Origin of the sequence: uncultured Paraglaciecola sp. (genome assembly GCF_913058035.1) — a bacterium.
Taxonomy (GTDB): Bacteria; Pseudomonadota; Gammaproteobacteria; order Enterobacterales; family Alteromonadaceae; genus Paraglaciecola.
On record NZ_CAJXPA010000040.1, the window covers coordinates 1 to 16,717 of the forward strand.

12 protein-coding genes and 1 pseudogene are annotated in these 16,717 nt (G+C 40.7%); 10 read left to right on the forward strand and 3 right to left on the reverse strand.

The features are described from left to right. The 5 genes and pseudogenes from QZ562_RS07340 to QZ562_RS07360 form a co-directional block, all read left to right on the forward strand. The coding region (locus tag QZ562_RS07340; protein ID WP_293758767.1) for an FAD binding domain-containing protein at positions 1-527 on the forward strand (527 nt) is incomplete at its 5' end. 56 nt (positions 528-583) lie between these two features. Next, positions 584-889, forward strand: a pseudogene (locus QZ562_RS07345) (enoyl-CoA hydratase/isomerase family protein); the annotation flags it as partial. 37 nt (positions 890-926) lie between these two features. Further along, positions 927-1,838 (forward strand): 3-hydroxyisobutyrate dehydrogenase, encoded by a 912-nt coding sequence (gene mmsB, locus QZ562_RS07350; protein ID WP_293758769.1) that lies wholly within the window; start codon positions 927-929, stop codon positions 1,836-1,838. Then, positions 1,835-2,596 carry an SDR family oxidoreductase gene (locus QZ562_RS07355; protein WP_293758771.1) on the forward strand — a complete coding sequence of 254 codons (762 nt, stop codon included), beginning with the start codon at positions 1,835-1,837 and terminating at the stop codon, positions 2,594-2,596. Before mmsB ends, QZ562_RS07355 begins: the two co-directional genes overlap by 4 nt. A gap of 346 nt (positions 2,597-2,942) precedes the next feature. Next, complete coding sequence (locus QZ562_RS07360; protein ID WP_293758773.1) at positions 2,943-4,229, forward strand: MFS transporter; 1,287 nt, start codon at positions 2,943-2,945, stop codon at positions 4,227-4,229. Between the two features lie 740 nt (positions 4,230-4,969). Here the strand turns inward: QZ562_RS07360 and QZ562_RS07365 are convergent. The 3 genes from QZ562_RS07365 to QZ562_RS07375 form a co-directional block, all read right to left on the reverse strand. After that, on the reverse strand, positions 4,970-6,142 hold the full coding sequence (locus tag QZ562_RS07365) for a TauD/TfdA family dioxygenase (RefSeq protein ID WP_293758775.1): 1,173 nt from the start codon (positions 6,140-6,142) through the stop codon (positions 4,970-4,972). A gap of 705 nt (positions 6,143-6,847) precedes the next feature. After that, on the reverse strand, positions 6,848-7,882 hold the full coding sequence (locus tag QZ562_RS07370) for a homoserine dehydrogenase (protein WP_293758776.1): 1,035 nt from the start codon (positions 7,880-7,882) through the stop codon (positions 6,848-6,850). Between the two features lie 122 nt (positions 7,883-8,004). After that, positions 8,005-9,477, reverse strand: coding sequence for an aldehyde dehydrogenase family protein (locus tag QZ562_RS07375; protein ID WP_293758778.1), 1,473 nt, complete (start codon positions 9,475-9,477; stop codon positions 8,005-8,007). A 160-nt stretch (positions 9,478-9,637) separates the two neighbouring features. Here QZ562_RS07375 and QZ562_RS07380 point away from each other — a divergent pair, with 160 nt between their 5' ends. The 5 genes from QZ562_RS07380 to QZ562_RS07400 all read left to right on the forward strand — a co-directional run bounded on the left by QZ562_RS07380 (position 9,638) and on the right by QZ562_RS07400 (position 16,690). Beyond that, positions 9,638-10,114 carry an Lrp/AsnC family transcriptional regulator gene (locus QZ562_RS07380; RefSeq protein ID WP_293758780.1) on the forward strand — a complete coding sequence of 159 codons (477 nt, stop codon included), beginning with the start codon at positions 9,638-9,640 and terminating at the stop codon, positions 10,112-10,114. A gap of 660 nt (positions 10,115-10,774) precedes the next feature. Then, entirely contained in the window at positions 10,775-11,212 is a 438-nt protein-coding gene (locus QZ562_RS07385) for a transcriptional repressor (RefSeq protein ID WP_293758782.1), read from the forward strand. Positions 11,213-11,313: 101 nt separating this feature from the next. Then, entirely contained in the window at positions 11,314-13,038 is a 1,725-nt protein-coding gene (locus tag QZ562_RS07390; RefSeq protein WP_293758784.1) for a DUF4856 domain-containing protein, read from the forward strand. 159 nt (positions 13,039-13,197) lie between these two features. Further along, positions 13,198-14,454 carry an imelysin family protein gene (locus QZ562_RS07395; RefSeq protein ID WP_293758785.1) on the forward strand — a complete coding sequence of 419 codons (1,257 nt, stop codon included), beginning with the start codon at positions 13,198-13,200 and terminating at the stop codon, positions 14,452-14,454. Then, positions 14,447-16,690: a TonB-dependent receptor gene (locus QZ562_RS07400; RefSeq protein ID WP_293758787.1), complete on the forward strand. Its 2,244-nt coding sequence runs from the start codon at positions 14,447-14,449 to the stop codon at positions 16,688-16,690. The genes QZ562_RS07395 and QZ562_RS07400 overlap by 8 nt, the downstream gene beginning before the upstream one ends. Positions 16,691-16,717: the final 27 nt, after the last annotated feature.

A 16,717-nucleotide genomic window follows, 5' to 3' on the forward strand; every position in this document is an offset into this window, starting at 1 on the left:
ATATGACGGTTTTCTTCTTAGCGTTGAACAGCGATATCACTATTGTAAATGAAGACCAAAAAGAGCGAACCATTGCACTTAAAAATTTCTATCACGGTTACAAAACCTATGATTTAAAAGAAGGCGAACTCTTAAAAGACATCAGTTTCAAATTACCCACAAAAGAATCCTATTTCAATTTCGAAAAAGTTTGTAAACGAACTCACTTAGACATTGCAAGTGTAAATTCTGCTATTCATATTTCAATAGAGAATTCTATTATCCGCGAAGCACATGTTTCTATTGGAGGCGTTGCTGCCATTCCGAAATACTTGCATAAAACGACTGAATTCTTGTTAGGGAAAACACTGACTTCAGAAACCATAATAAAAGCTAACGAGGTTCTTCAAAATGAAATCTTACCAATAAGTGATGTTCGTGGTACAAGCGATTACAAACGTTTATTGGCAAGACAACTATTCTTCGCACATTTTACTGAATTATTTCCAGAAGCATTCACCTTAAACGATTTTGTTCAGCATGCATAGAGACGAATCAAATGCGGTACTCGACGCTAAACTCGATGCTGTTTCTGCAGCCTTAAAGCAAAGCACAAAAAACCTTAAGCGCTGGATCACCTATTACTGCCCATTTGGTTTTTGAACAATTGCGAAGAGGTAAAGATATGACCTTGGCAGAATGTTTTCGAATGGAATTAGGTTTGTCTTGTAAATGTGGTGAGTTTGGTGAATTCCAAGAAGGTGTGAGGGCGCTGTTGATTGAAAAAGATCATCAACCCAACTGGCTTTTTAAATCTATTAGCCACGTTCCTAAAGCCACGGTTGATTATTTCTTTGAAAATATTTGGGCGCCAGACACCCATCCTTTAGCGCACTTGAATGCAGATTAATAAGTCATAAAAACAAACAATAAAATAGGCAATAAAAATGCATAAACAACTCCCTAAAATAGCCTTTATTGGCCTAGGCAATATGGGTGCACCTATGGCGCACAACTTATTAAAAGCCGGTTTTGCAGTATGTGTGTTCGACTTAGTGCAAAGCACTATGGACAACCTTGAACAAGCTGGCGCTCAACAAGCGAACTCTGCATCAGATGTTGTTCAAGGAGCTGATATAGTGATATCCATGTTACCAGCAGGCAAACATGTTGAATCACTTTATACAGGCGAAAATGGACTTATTAGTCAGTTAAAAGCAGGCACGTTGGTGATTGATTCGAGCACGATTGATGCTTTAACTTCAAAAGCGGTAGCCAGTAAGTTGGCAGAAAAAGGTATCCATTTTGTTGACGCCCCTGTATCTGGTGGAGTAGGTGGCGCAGCGGCGGGCACTCTGACTTTTATTGTAGGCGGTAAAGAACAAGATTATGCAACCGCATTACCTATTTTGCAGGCCATGGGCAAAAACATATTCCATGCTGGCGATCATGGAGCAGGGCAGGTTGCCAAAATATGCAATAACATGTTGTTGTCAGTATTAATGTTAGGTACTTCTGAAGCGCTACAAATGGGAATTGATAACGGCCTTGATCCTAAAGTGATGTCAGATATCATGCTACAGAGTTCTGGCAGAAATTGGACCTTAGAATTATATAACCCATGCCCTGATGTGATGCCGAATGTGCCTTCATCTAATGATTATCAAGGCGGTTTTATGGTGGACCTGATGAAGAAAGACCTGGGTCTTGCCATGGATACTGGCATTAAAAGCCAATCGTCTACCCCTATGGGCGCACTGGCGCAAAGTTTGTACACTATTCACAGTATGCAAGGTAATGGACAACTGGATTTTTCCAGTATTTTTAACTTATTTTCGAAGCAAGAGAAGTCGTCATGAATTTACAAAATCAAGTGATTGTTATCACCGGTGCAGCCCAAGGTTTAGGTAAAGCTATGGCCGAAGAGTTTGCTAAACAAGGCGCGCATATTGCTCTGTTAGATATGCAGGCAGAAGCCGTTGAGGCCGCTGCTAGTAAAATCTCAAAGTTTGGTGTCAAAGCCAGTGGTTATGCAGTTAATGTGACTGACGAGAAACAGGTTGAAGAAACCTTCGCTAGGGTCGCTGCAGATTTTGGCCAAATCAATGGGTTAATTAATAGTGCTGGCATTATGCGTGATGGCATGTTGCTTAAAGTGAAAGAAGGAAAAGTGGTGAGTAAAATGCCGCTAGAGCAATTTCAATCAGTGTTAGATGTGAATGTCACGGGTACATTTTTATGTAGCCGTGAAGCGGCTGCTCAAATGGTTGAGACTAAAAGTAAGGGAGTGATAGTGAATATATCCTCTGTCTCACGTGCTGGAAATGCAGGTCAAACCAACTACTCGGCATCTAAAGCTGCAGTGGCAACGATGACAGTTTCTTGGGCAAAAGAACTTGCACGTTTTGGTATTCGCACCGGTTGTATCGCACCAGGCCTAGTAGAGACAGCTATGGCCGCACAAATGCGCCCTGAGATGCGCGAAATGTTTATCAAAAGCATTCCCGCACAGCGTCTTGCTGAAGTTGAAGAACTCGCTCACGCAGCCAAATTTATTTTCGAAAATGATTATTTTACGGGAAGAACGTTAGAGTTGGATGGCGGAACCAGAGTATAAAAAATCGTGGCGGTAAATGGGGCATGGTAAAGAGTTATATTTCACAACTACAATATAAGTTTAGTTATGGAATGTGACCTTTAACGATGTGTTCCCTCATTCAATTTCATTAAAATAATATTGTCTGATTAAGTCTTTGTTAGATTATATTGCTTTTACCGTCACAATTTATTTTTATCCTGCACCTAAGAGGTTGACCTTAAGCCCTTGCTTGTTGGGCAGCAAAGCAGAACATTCTCAAGTCAGATTACGGATGAAATTTTATACAAAATCTGGTCTAGCAATATGCTCTACTCTGCTAGTATAGAAAACAATAAGATCTTACAAATAGTAAAAAGCTAATAACATGCTGCAATTACCCCCTAGCAATGACACCACAATGCAACGATATATCAAGCTTTGCGTGTTAGTGATTATTGCTGGCAATGTTTACCCACTCATCTATTTAAGACAGAATTTTCAGCTCACAATCCTCGAATCATTTGGGATCACGGGTACTCAGCTTGGGCAGATGTACGCCATGTTAGGAGTGCTTTACATGGTGACGTACCTGCCAAGTGGGTGGTTAGCCGATAGGGTTTCACCGCGGGCGCTAATGTCGTTTTCATTAGCGTTTGCTGGTCTGCTCGGTTTGTGGTTTTCAACTATGCCATCTTTTGGATCTTTGATCGTGATATTCGCTGGTTGGGGTATTGCGGCAGGTCTAACTTTTTGGGCGGCGCTAATTAAGGCCACCAATCTGTTAGCCGAGCCCAATGAACAAGGCAGATTTTTTGGTATCCTGGATGGAGGACGTGGGTTGGTCGAAGCCTTATTGGCAACCCTGGCTGTCGCTATCTTTGCTTACTACACGGGCTCAGCTGGCCAAGACAGCCCCGATGCATTGAAGAAAGTGATCTATTTGTATGTTGGTTGTATGTTGGTTATGGCTCCCATTGCGTATTTTATATTGCCTGAACCAGAAACCAATCTAGAGATCGATCCTAATGCTGTAAAGCCGGAGACTACTGTATGTGCTGATCTTAAGGTTGTCGCATCGAAATATGAAATTTGGTTATGTGGCATTTGTATTCTCACTGGTTACCAATTGTTTTGGGCAACCTATTCATTCTCAGCTTACATGCAAAACTATTACGATCTGACGGCGGTAGCTGTTGCTTCGATCACCACGGCAAAACTTTGGATGCGACCAATTGGAGCTGTGGCAGCAGGCTTTGTAGGTGATTTTCTGGATCGTGAATTAGTCTTAGGCATATTGTTGATTTTTGCTTCAATATCACTAGCGAGTCTTGTTATGTTGCCTGCGGGTGCGGGTTCGACAGCGTTGTTGGGTATTGTGCTTGTTATTGGTTTCCTCACTTACGCCGTGAGAGGTATCTTCTGGTCGACATTACAAAGTTGTGATGTTTCCAACAAAATAAAAGGTCTAGCAATCGGTATAATATCCTTACTTGGCTATTCGCCAGATATTTATCTGCCATTACTTGAAGGATTTTTACTGGAACAGTATCCCGGTAAACAAGGCTATACTATCTACTTTGGTGGTATCGCTGCTACAGGTTTATTAGGCGCTGTGGCTGCATGGCAATTAAAACTTATTGCTGGTCGGCGAGCAAGGGTAGGGACAATCTGAAGCAGATACATTGGATTTATTCAACTGTCCAAACGAGTGAAATATACGACACAAACATTATTCGCTTTGCGTCCCTTCGATAAACACCTGTTTATTAAACAATATAGATTTTCAGGTAGTTTAAGTTTGTGACAACAGATTACTTTTTTCTGGATAATCAATAAGTTATACGATCTTATATAGTGAGCAAACTTCAACTTTTGTTCTTAACAATAGAAAGCTTAGCCAGTTTGATGACATCCAATATAGCCGATTAGCAAAGTGCCTCAAATTCTGCTCGTCGTAAAACCCTACCGACAGAAATCCTTAACTGTTAAATAATACGTCAACAGATATTGCGGGGGAACTCTGATTTCGACAAAGTACACAGCACACAGCACACAGCACCCAGCACCCAGCTAGGTTTTGATGCAATAACCTGCGCTACGATAAAAGATAAAAGTGGTACATAGTGATGGGAAAATAGCCGCGGCATTTGTCCGATCACCCGCCGTTTAGCTGCGATTTTGTTAAACCAGCAGGTCATTGATAACCCCCATCAGAGCGCTATCAAGTTGATAAAAAATAGTCCTGCAGCGTTTGAGTCGCGGGTGTTTAATTGTTATGTAAGTAATTCTGATATGCCAATAACACCGTTCAACGGTGTTTGTATCTCGTGATTGTCAATGGCGCTCATATCAATTTTTGCTTAGCTGAGTGCCAAGTCGCACGGCTTACTATCGCTAGAACGTTAAAACGTATTAACGTTTTCCCGAACGCTGCTCTCGGCTCAGTATTCTTAACTGGGACCAGAGCTCTTCGCGCTCTCCATAACATCCTCTCAGCCAGCGATTACCTTGGCTGGCATCGTAGCTGGAACGACCGTGAAATATTCGGCGGTTGTCGAAGGCGAGTAAATCTCCAGGCTTTAGACGGGTGGTAATGTAATTCCCTGGTTGTTCCGACAGTTTTAATAAGTAGCGCAACGCTCGATAACAGCGGTCCACCGTCTCAAGAGGGGCGTTCAGGGGCGCTCGCAACCAAGGTGATAAGCGAATTTCGTCGAGTTCACCATTGCCGTCCAGGCCTATTAGCGGTTTACTAAAGCGATAGTCGCTATCTTTTGCCTTGTTGTAAAAGTCCATCGGCACAGTACTGAGGGTGGCATAGTGTTCCGGAGCGTGTTGTTGTAATAACCGAGCCAGATAAAAACCGTCAGCAAGTAAGCTGTTGCCGCCCTCGCTGCTATTTTCGAGGCAGTGTAAAAACTGTAATCCCGGCATAAATTCGCGGGTACATAAGTCTGAATGCAGTGGAAGCGCCATCGAGGTATAGGCATTAGAGGTAGACTGTGTCGACGTCCTCACATCGAAGCTGTAACCAAAGTTTGACTGTCTAATTGGGCCTATCAAGGCCGGTATCTGTTCAATCACAGTTTCATCGGTAGGAAGATTTTCGAGTATTGCCAGCCCTTTGCTGTGCAGGGCTTCGCACCATTGGCCAAACACTTCGCGGTCCTTTAGCACCGAGGGTCCGTCAAAGCGCGGAACAGCCCCTAGGTCTTTCTCACTCCAATGCTGTCGTTTGGGCAGTTCAAAAGTTGCGGATGCTGCCTGATGGCAATAAGCTCTTAACCAACCTGGTGCGAAGCTGCTGCTTTCACCGTTAGACCAACTGACTTGCAGCTCCCCCGCGGCAGATACACTGACCTTAGTAGCTGCCAGATCTTCGGGTAATTCCAATAGCTGGATCTGCTGCTCTTTGCTTTCTGGATGGCAGGTAAGTGCGTCGGCAGCATTTTCCCGCAGCCAGTAAACGTGAAATTGGGACTCGATCCCATCGTCCCAACTGACACTGACACCACGTTCGATAATTGCCGCAGAGTGTATGTTGTGATTGTGGGGGTAGTAGTCAAAATCTGGAGTAGGGGTCATGGTGTTAGCTCCGGTGATCGCTGGCGCAGTCATGTTTGTGGCTAGCTAAATAACGCATGATAGAGAAATTTTACAGTGTTGCAAAGCGCCGGTCTCAACTTGCAGATAAGAGGAATAACACTTTGCTTAATTTAGCGGTGAGCAACAGGCTTTACTTAAGCTAACATCATTAAGTAAGGCTAGTTATTCAGACAGTTTGCGGTCGTCGAAAAAAGATAAATGTTTGGCAGGCCTATGAGTTCATGTTAAACAAGCACTTTAAAAGTGCTTGTTTAATCATTTTATGAGTCGACATATCGATTGATTTTATGGGCACTGAATCACGTTCAATCTAAGTTAGGCACATTCAATTGTCTTATTAATACCCCAGACTCTGATGGTTGATAGGGTGACTGTAACAAAGTGCTATTTTATCTAGAGGAGACTAATATTCGAGTAGTTGTGAATACCAGTTGTCGCAATGCTTAATATTTAAGCAGTATTCCAAGTTACATATCGCACCTTTTTAGCCTTGTAAATCTTTATAGCGGTTGCTTTTTGAAGATAATAACGTGAGCAGACCTATCATGGGTCTTATGTCGATAATGGCTATCACTGCAGACTAAATTTATAGTGAAGCCACACTGCATATTAAATAATTTCTGGCGAAAATCGCCAGTGTTATATCATGTTTGATAGGGATATGGGCTAATCTGTCAGCACCTTCTAACGTGCGTTTTTATGTATTGAAAGTATATCTTCAATAACAGCGTAGCCTGTTTCCAATCGTCCCGCACCCGGCCCAATTAAAGTGATGTCCCCTAGTAATTCTGTTGAATAGGTAATCGCATTTGTTACACCTTTTATTGATGCAAGTGGATGTTCCTGTGACACCATTTCAGGTTTAACTGATGCGACAAATCCGCTGTCAGTTTTTTGAACAGAACCAATTAATTTCCAGTGTTTACCGACATTGGCTGCATTAGAAATATCGTCATTTGTGATTTGGCTTATGCCTTCACGTTCTATGTCATCTAGTGTGAGAGATAAGTCCATCAAAAGATTACCAAGAATAACGACCTTTGCTGCAGCGTCGTACCCTTCGACGTCACCTGTAGGATCCGCTTCAGCATATCCAAGTGCTTTAGCCTGTTTTAGGGCAACATCATAGTCAGTTCCTGAGGACATCTCGCCTAGTATATAATTTGTTGTTCCATTTAGTATTCCCTGGATTTTAGTTATTCCCGCTGCTATTAACATTTCCTTACCCAAATTGATTGAGGGTGTCCCGCTCATTACTGTGCCTTCAATGCCTATTTGAACATTTTTACGCAGCGCTAATTTATATAGTTCAGGAAAATGTAGGGCAACAGGTCCCTTGTTTGTCATAGAAACATGCATACCATTATTGAGTGCTTGCTTAACATGGCTTAGTGCAGGCTCTCCTGTTTCGAGATCCGTAAAAGCTAGCTCGATCAATATATCAGCTCCGCTATTATTGATCGTCTCAATGGCATTCCATCCAGTCACAGGAGCAGTGGTACTTTTTAGATCCCCATACTCTTTAAGGTCGGATAATAGAACCTCAGGATCTAAACCGTTAGCATTTGCAATGCTACCTTTATATAGATCACACACCGCTACAATACTTAATTCGATGCCAAACTTGTTACTTAATAATTCGTTTTTTTCACTAATGATTTTGGTGAGCCCCTGGCCAACATTACCAAACCCGATTATTGCCAATTTGTATTTTTTCATTATATTTACTCCAAGCTTTGTATTTTTAAACTGACTAACTTTTTAGGCGGACTCTTTTAGACATACTCTTTTAGACATACTCTTTTAGGCGCACTCTTTTAGGCGCACTTTTTTAGACCATCTTACTTTTGTAGATTAAAGCAGTACGTTTTTACATCGGTCATTTCTTTAATCGCACTCATAACCCCTTCTCTGCCAACACCGGATCCCTTCACTCCTCCAAACGGCATGGCATCGATGCGATAATCACTACTATCGTTTATCATTACTCCACCACAATCCAACGCATCTGCGAGCTCGAAAGCCACATCAAGGCTGTTAGTAAATACGCCTGCTTGTAGGCCAAAATCTACATCATTCGCTTGTGCTATTACTTCTTGCTTATCAGAAAACCGATACAAAATAGTAACTGGACCAAACACTTCTTCTTTGGCAATCACGCAATCATTACTCACATTTGACAAAACTGTAGGCTGGAAAAAATTCCCTACTCTTTTTCCACCACACAACAACGTTGCGTTTTTCTCAATAGCATCTTGGACCATTGCCTCAACTTTACGTGCTGCTTCAACGTTAATCATTGGACCCATTTGGGTATCCTCAGAAAGCTTATCTCCCATGGAAATAAGCACTGAACGTTGACAAAACTCGGTTGAAAAGTTTTCAAACATCTCATCTTGAATATAAACTCTTTGGACATGTAAACAGTTTTGGCCCGCAGCTGAAAAAGCACCACTAACACATGCTTCCATAGCCATCTCGAAATTGGCATCATTCATGACGATGACAGGGCAATTACTTCCAAGCTCCATTGATATTTTCTTGAGGCCAGCGAGTCCTATAATTCTCTCACCTACTGTTTTTCCGCCTGTAAACGAAATCATGTTAACGCGTGGATCTGACACAATGGTGTCACCTATGTTAGCGCCATAACCTGTAACAAGGTTTAAAACACCCTTTGGTAAAGTCGTTTCATTAAATAGTTCTACTAGCATTTGTGCCACAAGAGGAGTTTCATGGTGAGGCATCAGTATCACTGAGTTACCTGCTGCTATTGCAGGACCTACTTTATGAGTAACTAAATTTAAAGGATCATTAAATGGGGTAATGGCAGCAACAATGCCCAGAGGTATTCTGCGATAATACCCGAACCTATTTTCTGAACCGGAAGCCTGATCAAAAGCAATGGTTTCTCCCGTTAACCTTCGCGCTTCTTCAGCGCTAATACGTATAGTATTTACAGCTCGAGACACTTCTATTCTAGCCTCAGTTATTGTTTTAATGCCTTCACAGGAAATCATTTGAGCGAACCGCTCTTTTTGATTTTCTAAGTTATTAGCAACGTCATTAAGTACTGACATTCGCATATTGACAGAAAGTTTCTTGGCTTTTTGGGCTCCTAATATCGCTGTCTCAATAATTGATTTCACGTCACCTACACAATTGTTAGCCACCGTTCCAACTAAGCTACCATCTTGTGGGTTCAATACTTTTATTTGTGACTGCACACTTTCTGTATTGAATTGAGGTGTTAGTTGAGGTGTTAGTTGAGGTGTTAGTTGAGGATTTGGTGTTTGACTATGTATGATGCGCACGGAGGAATTTCTCAATTAGTATTGCAATAAACTAAGGTTATTTTATCTGGGCGCTGTGATTTTTATAAATCTAATTGTTAACTTTATATTTATTTTTAACGCAGATATGTATTATTAGCGATATGATTAAATCAGATTTACATGAAAAGTGGATGTGACAATGAAATTAAGTAAGCACGATCTGAAAATACTGGAATTATTGCAAATAGATGCAAAAACTAGCATAGAAAGACTGTCTGAGGAGGCTGGATTATCAACAGCCAGCATACAGCGTCGATTAAAGGCGTTAAGGGATAACAAGGTGATCTCGGAAGAAATCGCAGTGCTTTCACCTGGTTCAGTCAACCAATCAATGACCTTCATTATTTCGGTACAGCTTGATAGAAATTATAGCGATTGTTTTAACTATTTTAAAAACAAAGTAAAAAACAATACTAACGTACAGCAATGTTACTACATTACAGGCGAAGCAGATTTCGTTTTAATAGTGACGGCAAAAGATATGGATAACTTTGAAGAATTTACTCAATTATTCTTTTTTGGTGATAGTGCTGTAAGACATTTTAAAACGTCTGTCGTTATGGGAAGAACAAAGGTTAGTCTAGCATTGCCTCTCAACAGTGTAGATGTAGGATAAACCTCTTTATTTTGAGAGGCATAAAAGTACTAACAGGCTAACTATTTTTAATCATATAGCTGACCGACTGAGCAGTCTTTAAATTAGCTCCGATGTGGGTTAAAGATGCAAAAGTACGCAGATTCGAAGACGATGGTCAGCAATTAGAAGGAGATGTACGTTCTGGCTTATTCTGAATTAAGTATGTTCAGTTAGTGATGGGCAGGTATTCTGGTAGAATACCTGCCCAAAGAGCGATGTTAAGCAAAGACCAATAAGCCTAACATGAAATTATTTTAATCTAAATAATAATCATTATCAATAGTATTTATTGTTTTTTTAAATTCATTCAAACCTTAAATATATACTTTGAGATATATAAGTAATAACACCACTTTTTAGTCCTACGATAGCTTCAAAAAAGTCTGAAAAGATAAAATCTGTGAAGCTAACACCTTATTTAAAATTTTAAGATAGGTAATAGATCACTCCCTGTGTATTGCGAGCTGTGTTACTAACTGCTTATGCGTAAAGATAGTGGATCAGTTTACGTTTCACAATTTCACATAATCCTATAGATTGAAAGAGAATCATTACTATTTGCAATAAAGTTCTATATAGATATAATTTGGAATATTAAAAACTTATATATTTAAATAAGTGAAAGGACAAAAAAATAGCATGATAGGTGAACTGGATACTCAAAATCTTTCAGAAAATGAACGAATATTAATGAGTAAAGGAGTGAGGATCACCAAACCTCGCTTATTGATATTAGAGCTACTACAACAATCATGTACACAACATTTTAGTGCAGAAGAACTTTACAGACTATTGATTTCTAAGGGGGGAAAAGTAGGTCACGCCAGCATTCATAGGGTGCTCACTGAATTTTGTGCGGCTGGAATTGCTGTAAGGCACAGCTTCTCTCCGAATAGAATGATCTACGAATTATCATCACAGGACGATCACGACCATATGGTCGATATTCATACTGGCCAAGTTATAGATTACGACAGCTATGAGTTAACTCAGCTTGCTAAAAAAATTGCTCGAAGGCAAGGGTATGAGTTAACTGACAAAATGCTGGTTCTGTACGTTAAGAAAGTATTGAGCTAATAATTAAAATAAGAATGCGAATAACATTGATTCTCATTTGTATATTATTTATAGTGTCCCTAGTTAGATAAATTACTGTCCATTTTTATTTCGAGGGAATCATGCTTAAAACTAAAAAGAGTTTATTATCAGTCGCAGTTGTTGCTGCCGCATTTGGATTAACAGCCTGTGGAGGAAGTTCTAGTGATACTACGCCAACACCAACTCCCTCTGTCAATAGCGCACCTACAGACATAGCGTTGTCTGTTAGTAATGTTTCAGAGAATGTAATTGGAGCCACTGTTGGCACGTTATCAGCAACCGATGCTGATGCATCAGATACTTTCACTTTCGCTGTAAACGATGATCGTTTTGAAATAAATGGTGCGACACTTAAACTCAAAGCAGAAAATACACTGAACTTTGAGCAAGAAGCAAACGTTTCTTTAAGTGTCACAGTTACTGACAGCGCAAGTGCCACTTTCAGCAAAGATATAACCCTTAATGTTGATGACTTATTAGATTATTACGATTTCGAAAGTAAAGCGATGCCTGGAGAGTCTGCGGTAAGTTATAGCGGACAAGTGGCTCGTCAAATACTGATAAGTGACCTATTCAAATTTATTGGTGCAGAACTAAGCGATGCAACAGCGTTTGATACCAATGGCGCTTTTATCAATCGTGATGCGGTAATCAATGTCCTTAATTCATATTTTGATGTTTCCGATTATGATGTGGCTTCACAACGTTCAATTTTAACAACTACGTTGCCTGGCGCTCAAACTGTGTTGGCCGACTTATCAAGCTCGTCAAAAAATTTAGTGGGTAAAATTGCAGGTAATGATGCCACAGGTCAGCATAAAGACTGGAATAGTGAGTTTGCAGGTTGGGGAGCAAAAGGTTCTACAACACCTGAAGGTCTGGTTCGTACCTTCTTTGGTATGCTTGCTGATAATGCACAAACTCAACTGGACGGTACCGTTCGTCAAGACCCCTTTGGTAATGATATTACTAATATCTCATTAACCAGTGATGGTCGTGATTTAAGGCAACTTATTCAAAAATTCTTATCAATGTCAGTCTCATTTTCGCAAGGTGTAGATGATTACTTAGACAGTGATACAGATGGCAAAGGCTTGCTTTCTGATCACACTGATACATCAAAAGCATACACTGAGTTAGAACATCAGTTTGATGAAGGTTTCGGTTATTTTGGCGCGGCCAGAGATTATCTTGATTACACGGATGAAGAAGTTGCCACAAAGGGTGGTCGTGACGATTGGCAGCTTTATCACGATACCAATGGGGATGGAGCTATTGACTTCAATTCTGAGTACAACTTTGGACATTCAGCTAATGCAGCTAAGCGTGACCGTGGTGCAACGATCGCTAACGATTTTAGTAAGGAAGCAATGGACGCATTTTTACAGGGGCGTAAATTGTTAAATGATACCGCTGGCGTTGCGTTAACAGAAGCCCAAAAAACTGAGCTTTATGGGTATCGTGATACTGCTGTTCTAACATGGGAAAAAGCCATTGCCGCAACGGTTGTTCACTACATTAATGATGTAGATGCAGACTTAGGATCGATTGGCACTGATGATTTTAGTTATTCTACTACCGCTAAACATTGGTCTGAGATGAAGGGTTTTGCACTAGGTTTACAATTTAACAAAGCCACCCCCCTTAGCGATGCAGACTTCATCACAGTTCACACTATGATGGGTGATATGCCGGTATTAACAGGCGAAGCTGAAGTGTTGGCTTATCGTGCTGATTTAATGACAGCTAGAGATTTGTTGCAGGCAGCTTACGCATTTGATGCTGATAATGCTGCCAATTGGTAGACTTTTTATAGCAAGACCTTGTATCGATATTTTGTAATAAGTTGCTATGAAAAGTCTTATAAACAGACTGGAATAACACTGCTGAATTTCCTAAGAGGTTACCCTTTCGAGGCTAACCTCTTTTTTAAATTTTACGTTATACATATTGGAGTTTAAGAAGTGGTAAAACCTTTTAATTCGAAACTAATCAATCTAGTGCTCAATAGTGCCGCTATTGGAGCCATGATGGGTTTGGTGGCTTGTGGCGAAAGTTCAAGTAGCACTCAAGGGGAGCTGTTTTCTCAAGCTGCCACTAAACCAACAACACCTAGTAATAGTTTCAACCAGACTTTGCTTCTACAAAGCTTAACTGACAATGTCATTGTTCCTACTTACACCAAATTTGCTCAGTTAGCAGTGGATCAAGATACTGCGATTGGTCATTACTGCGATGCTTTGACCTCTCAAGCTGATGATATCGATGCAACACAAATATCAGCAAAACAAAGCTGGCGAGATACCATGGCGGTTTGGCAGATAGCCGAAGTGATGCAAATAGGGCCACTTTTAGATAACAATAACGATCTGAGAAATAAAATATATTCGTGGCCTAATACGAGTGCTTGCGCTTTAGACCAAGACGTGGTGTTAGCTGAACAAGCAGACTATGACATCAGTACACGTACCTCTAGCAGAAAAGGCTTAGATGCAATTGAGTACTTATTGTTTAATCCAAACTTAAATCATAGCTGCACTGTATTTGGTACTGATCCCCAAGGTTGGAATAATCGAACAGATGAAGATAGAACGGCCGCAAGATGTGGACTAGCAAAACTGGCTTCAGCAGATTTAGTTTCTAATACTGAAGCGTTATTAACGGCCTGGAACGGTTCAGCAAGCGCGCAAGGTTATGCTGACATTCTTAAAAATGCGGGTCAACAGGATAGTATATTCAACAATGCTCAAGAAGCAGTGAATGATGTGTCTGACGCAATTTTTTATATCGAAAAATTCACTAAAGACGCCAAATTAGCCACACCACTTGGCGTGTTTGCGAACGATTGCGGACTCGCACCCTGTGCTGAAAATGTAGAATCTCGTTTTGCTTATCATTCTCTACAAAATATCATCAGCAACATTCAGGGTCTCAATATGATTTTTTTGGGTGGCGAAACTGATGCAGGTATTGGATTCGAGGATTATCTGCTTGATGTCGGTGCAACTGACACGGCAGCAAAAATGCGTGGCGATTTAACCGAGGTTATTGAGTTTGCCTTGAGTCTACAAAGCTCACTTACAGACTTGTTATTGCAAGACCCAGAGCAAGTGCAAGAGGTGCACAATCAACTTAAAGACGTAACAGATAATATGAAAACAGATTTTATTCAAAGGCTAGCGCTCGAATTACCGGCTACGTCGGCAGGTGATAATGATTAATTTAAATACATTAAAACCACCAATGAACAAAAAGCCCTTAGCACTACTAATAACTAGCGCATTGCTCAGTCCATTGGCTGTTGCAAACGATGATCACACTTCAATCGAGCGAATGAGTGTGATCGGCAGCAAAGACGATCTCATAAAATCAACAGGCTCAGTCACGTTGATTGATGAATTGGAGCTAGAAAAGTTTGAATATGATGACATCGGCAGAATTTTAGCTACCGTACCTGGCGTCAATATCCGTCAAGAGGACGGTTATGGGTTACGTCCTAATATTGGTTTTCGCGGCGTGACTCCTGAGCGTAGTAAAAAAATAAATATTATGGAAGATGGTATTTTAGTTGGCCCTGCCCCCTACTCTGCATCTGCTGCTTATTATTTCCCTAATACAACACGTATGACGGCAATAGAGGTCACCAAAGGTCCATCAACCATTAAGTACGGCCCCAATACGGTGGCGGGAACGTTAAACCTCATTTCTAGGCAAGTACCAGATAGCCAAGAAGGTGCCCTAGATGTAGGTCTTGGTACTGACAACTATGGCAAACTTCACGCTTATTATGGCGATACTGTTGGCGACTTTGGTTTCCTGCTGGAAGGTTTGCATTTTAAAGCCGATGGTTTTAAAGAGATAGATGGCGGCGGTGACACTGGGTTCGATAAGTCAGATTTGATGGCGAAGTTTAATTATCGACTGGATGGTGATGATTATTCTCAGTTGTTTGAATTAAAACTTTCTTATGGTGAAGAAACATCGGATGAAACTTACCTAGGCTTAACTGATGCTGATTTTGCTGAAAATCCCTACAGACGATATGTATCTAGTCAATTAGACCAGATGAATTGGGAGCATCAACAAGTTCAGTTAACTCATCATATTGAATTTTCAAATTTTAATGCCACAACGCGAATTTATCGCAATGACTTCGAACGCGATTGGTTCAAAGTAAATGAATTTATTAGTTCCCAAGGTGGCTTTGTACCCTCGCTGCAGCAAATTTTGCGCGACCCAACAAGCGAACAAAACCTTCCTTATTATCAAACGTTAACAGGTGATAGAGATAGCACTTTAAGAGAAATTCTGGTACTGAGCACAAACGCTCGTGAGTATTATTCACAGGGCATGCAAATAGACTTTGGATGGGACTTGGGACTGTTTGGCCTTGAACATGAAATTGAAGGAGGTATTCGTTTTCATGAAGACCAAATTGAGCGAAATCATATAGAAGACAACTTCTTTGTACGCTCAGGAAACTTACAATCCACTGGTGAAGCTACAAAACCCACTTCAACCAATACTGAAAACACCGAAGCACTGTCTGTATATATTCAAGATACACTGCAGTTTCAAGACCTCAGTATTACAGTGGGTGTTAGAGGTGAGTCGATTGATGGTTATTATCAAAACCGTGCACCGGGCCGAGAACAAGACTTTCTGAAAAAAACTAACAAGATCTGGTTACCCAGCGTCAGTGCGTATTACGAACTTTCTAAATTTTCAGGTATCTTTGGTGGCGTGCACAGTGGTTTTGTGCCTACCAGTCCTGCGCAAGCGGTAGAAATAAAAACTGAAAAAAGTGTTAACTATGAACTGGGCTATCGATACGTTAACAGTGGTCAAAAAGCTGAAGTGATAGGTTTTTTCACTGACTACAGTAATCTTAAAGAAAGTTGCTCTGTTTCTGCTGGGTGTGACACTGACGTAGAATATAATGCAGGGGAAGTCGATATTTATGGGATCGAAGCCACATTCAGTGATACCTATAAGCTTAATAGTCAGTTATCCATTCCTTGGTCGATTGTGTACACGCACACTGAATCCGAATTCAAAGACACTTTCTATTCTGATTTCACTCAATGGGGACTTGTAAATGAAGGGGATGGTGTCCCTTATTTAGCCGACGATATATTATCTCTGAGTCTGGGTTTAACCTCAAATAACTGGCAAATATTTATATTAGCCAGTTATTCTGGCGAAATGAAAGAATCGGCTCAGACTGCTTTAACGGTTGATCCAGGTGATCCAAGAGATTCAGCTTTAGCAGGCTTAAAAACGCAAGCATTGACGAATGTCGATTTATCAGGAAGTTATAATCTAACAAGCGATAGCCAGCTGTATGCAAAGATAGATAATATTTTTGACATTGCAAAAATATCAAGTCGAAGACCTTTTGGTGCAAGGCCAACCAAACCGAGGCAGTTTCAAGTGGGTTATAAATACAGGTTTTAGTGGCTGTTTTTTAAGTGACGTGTTTTG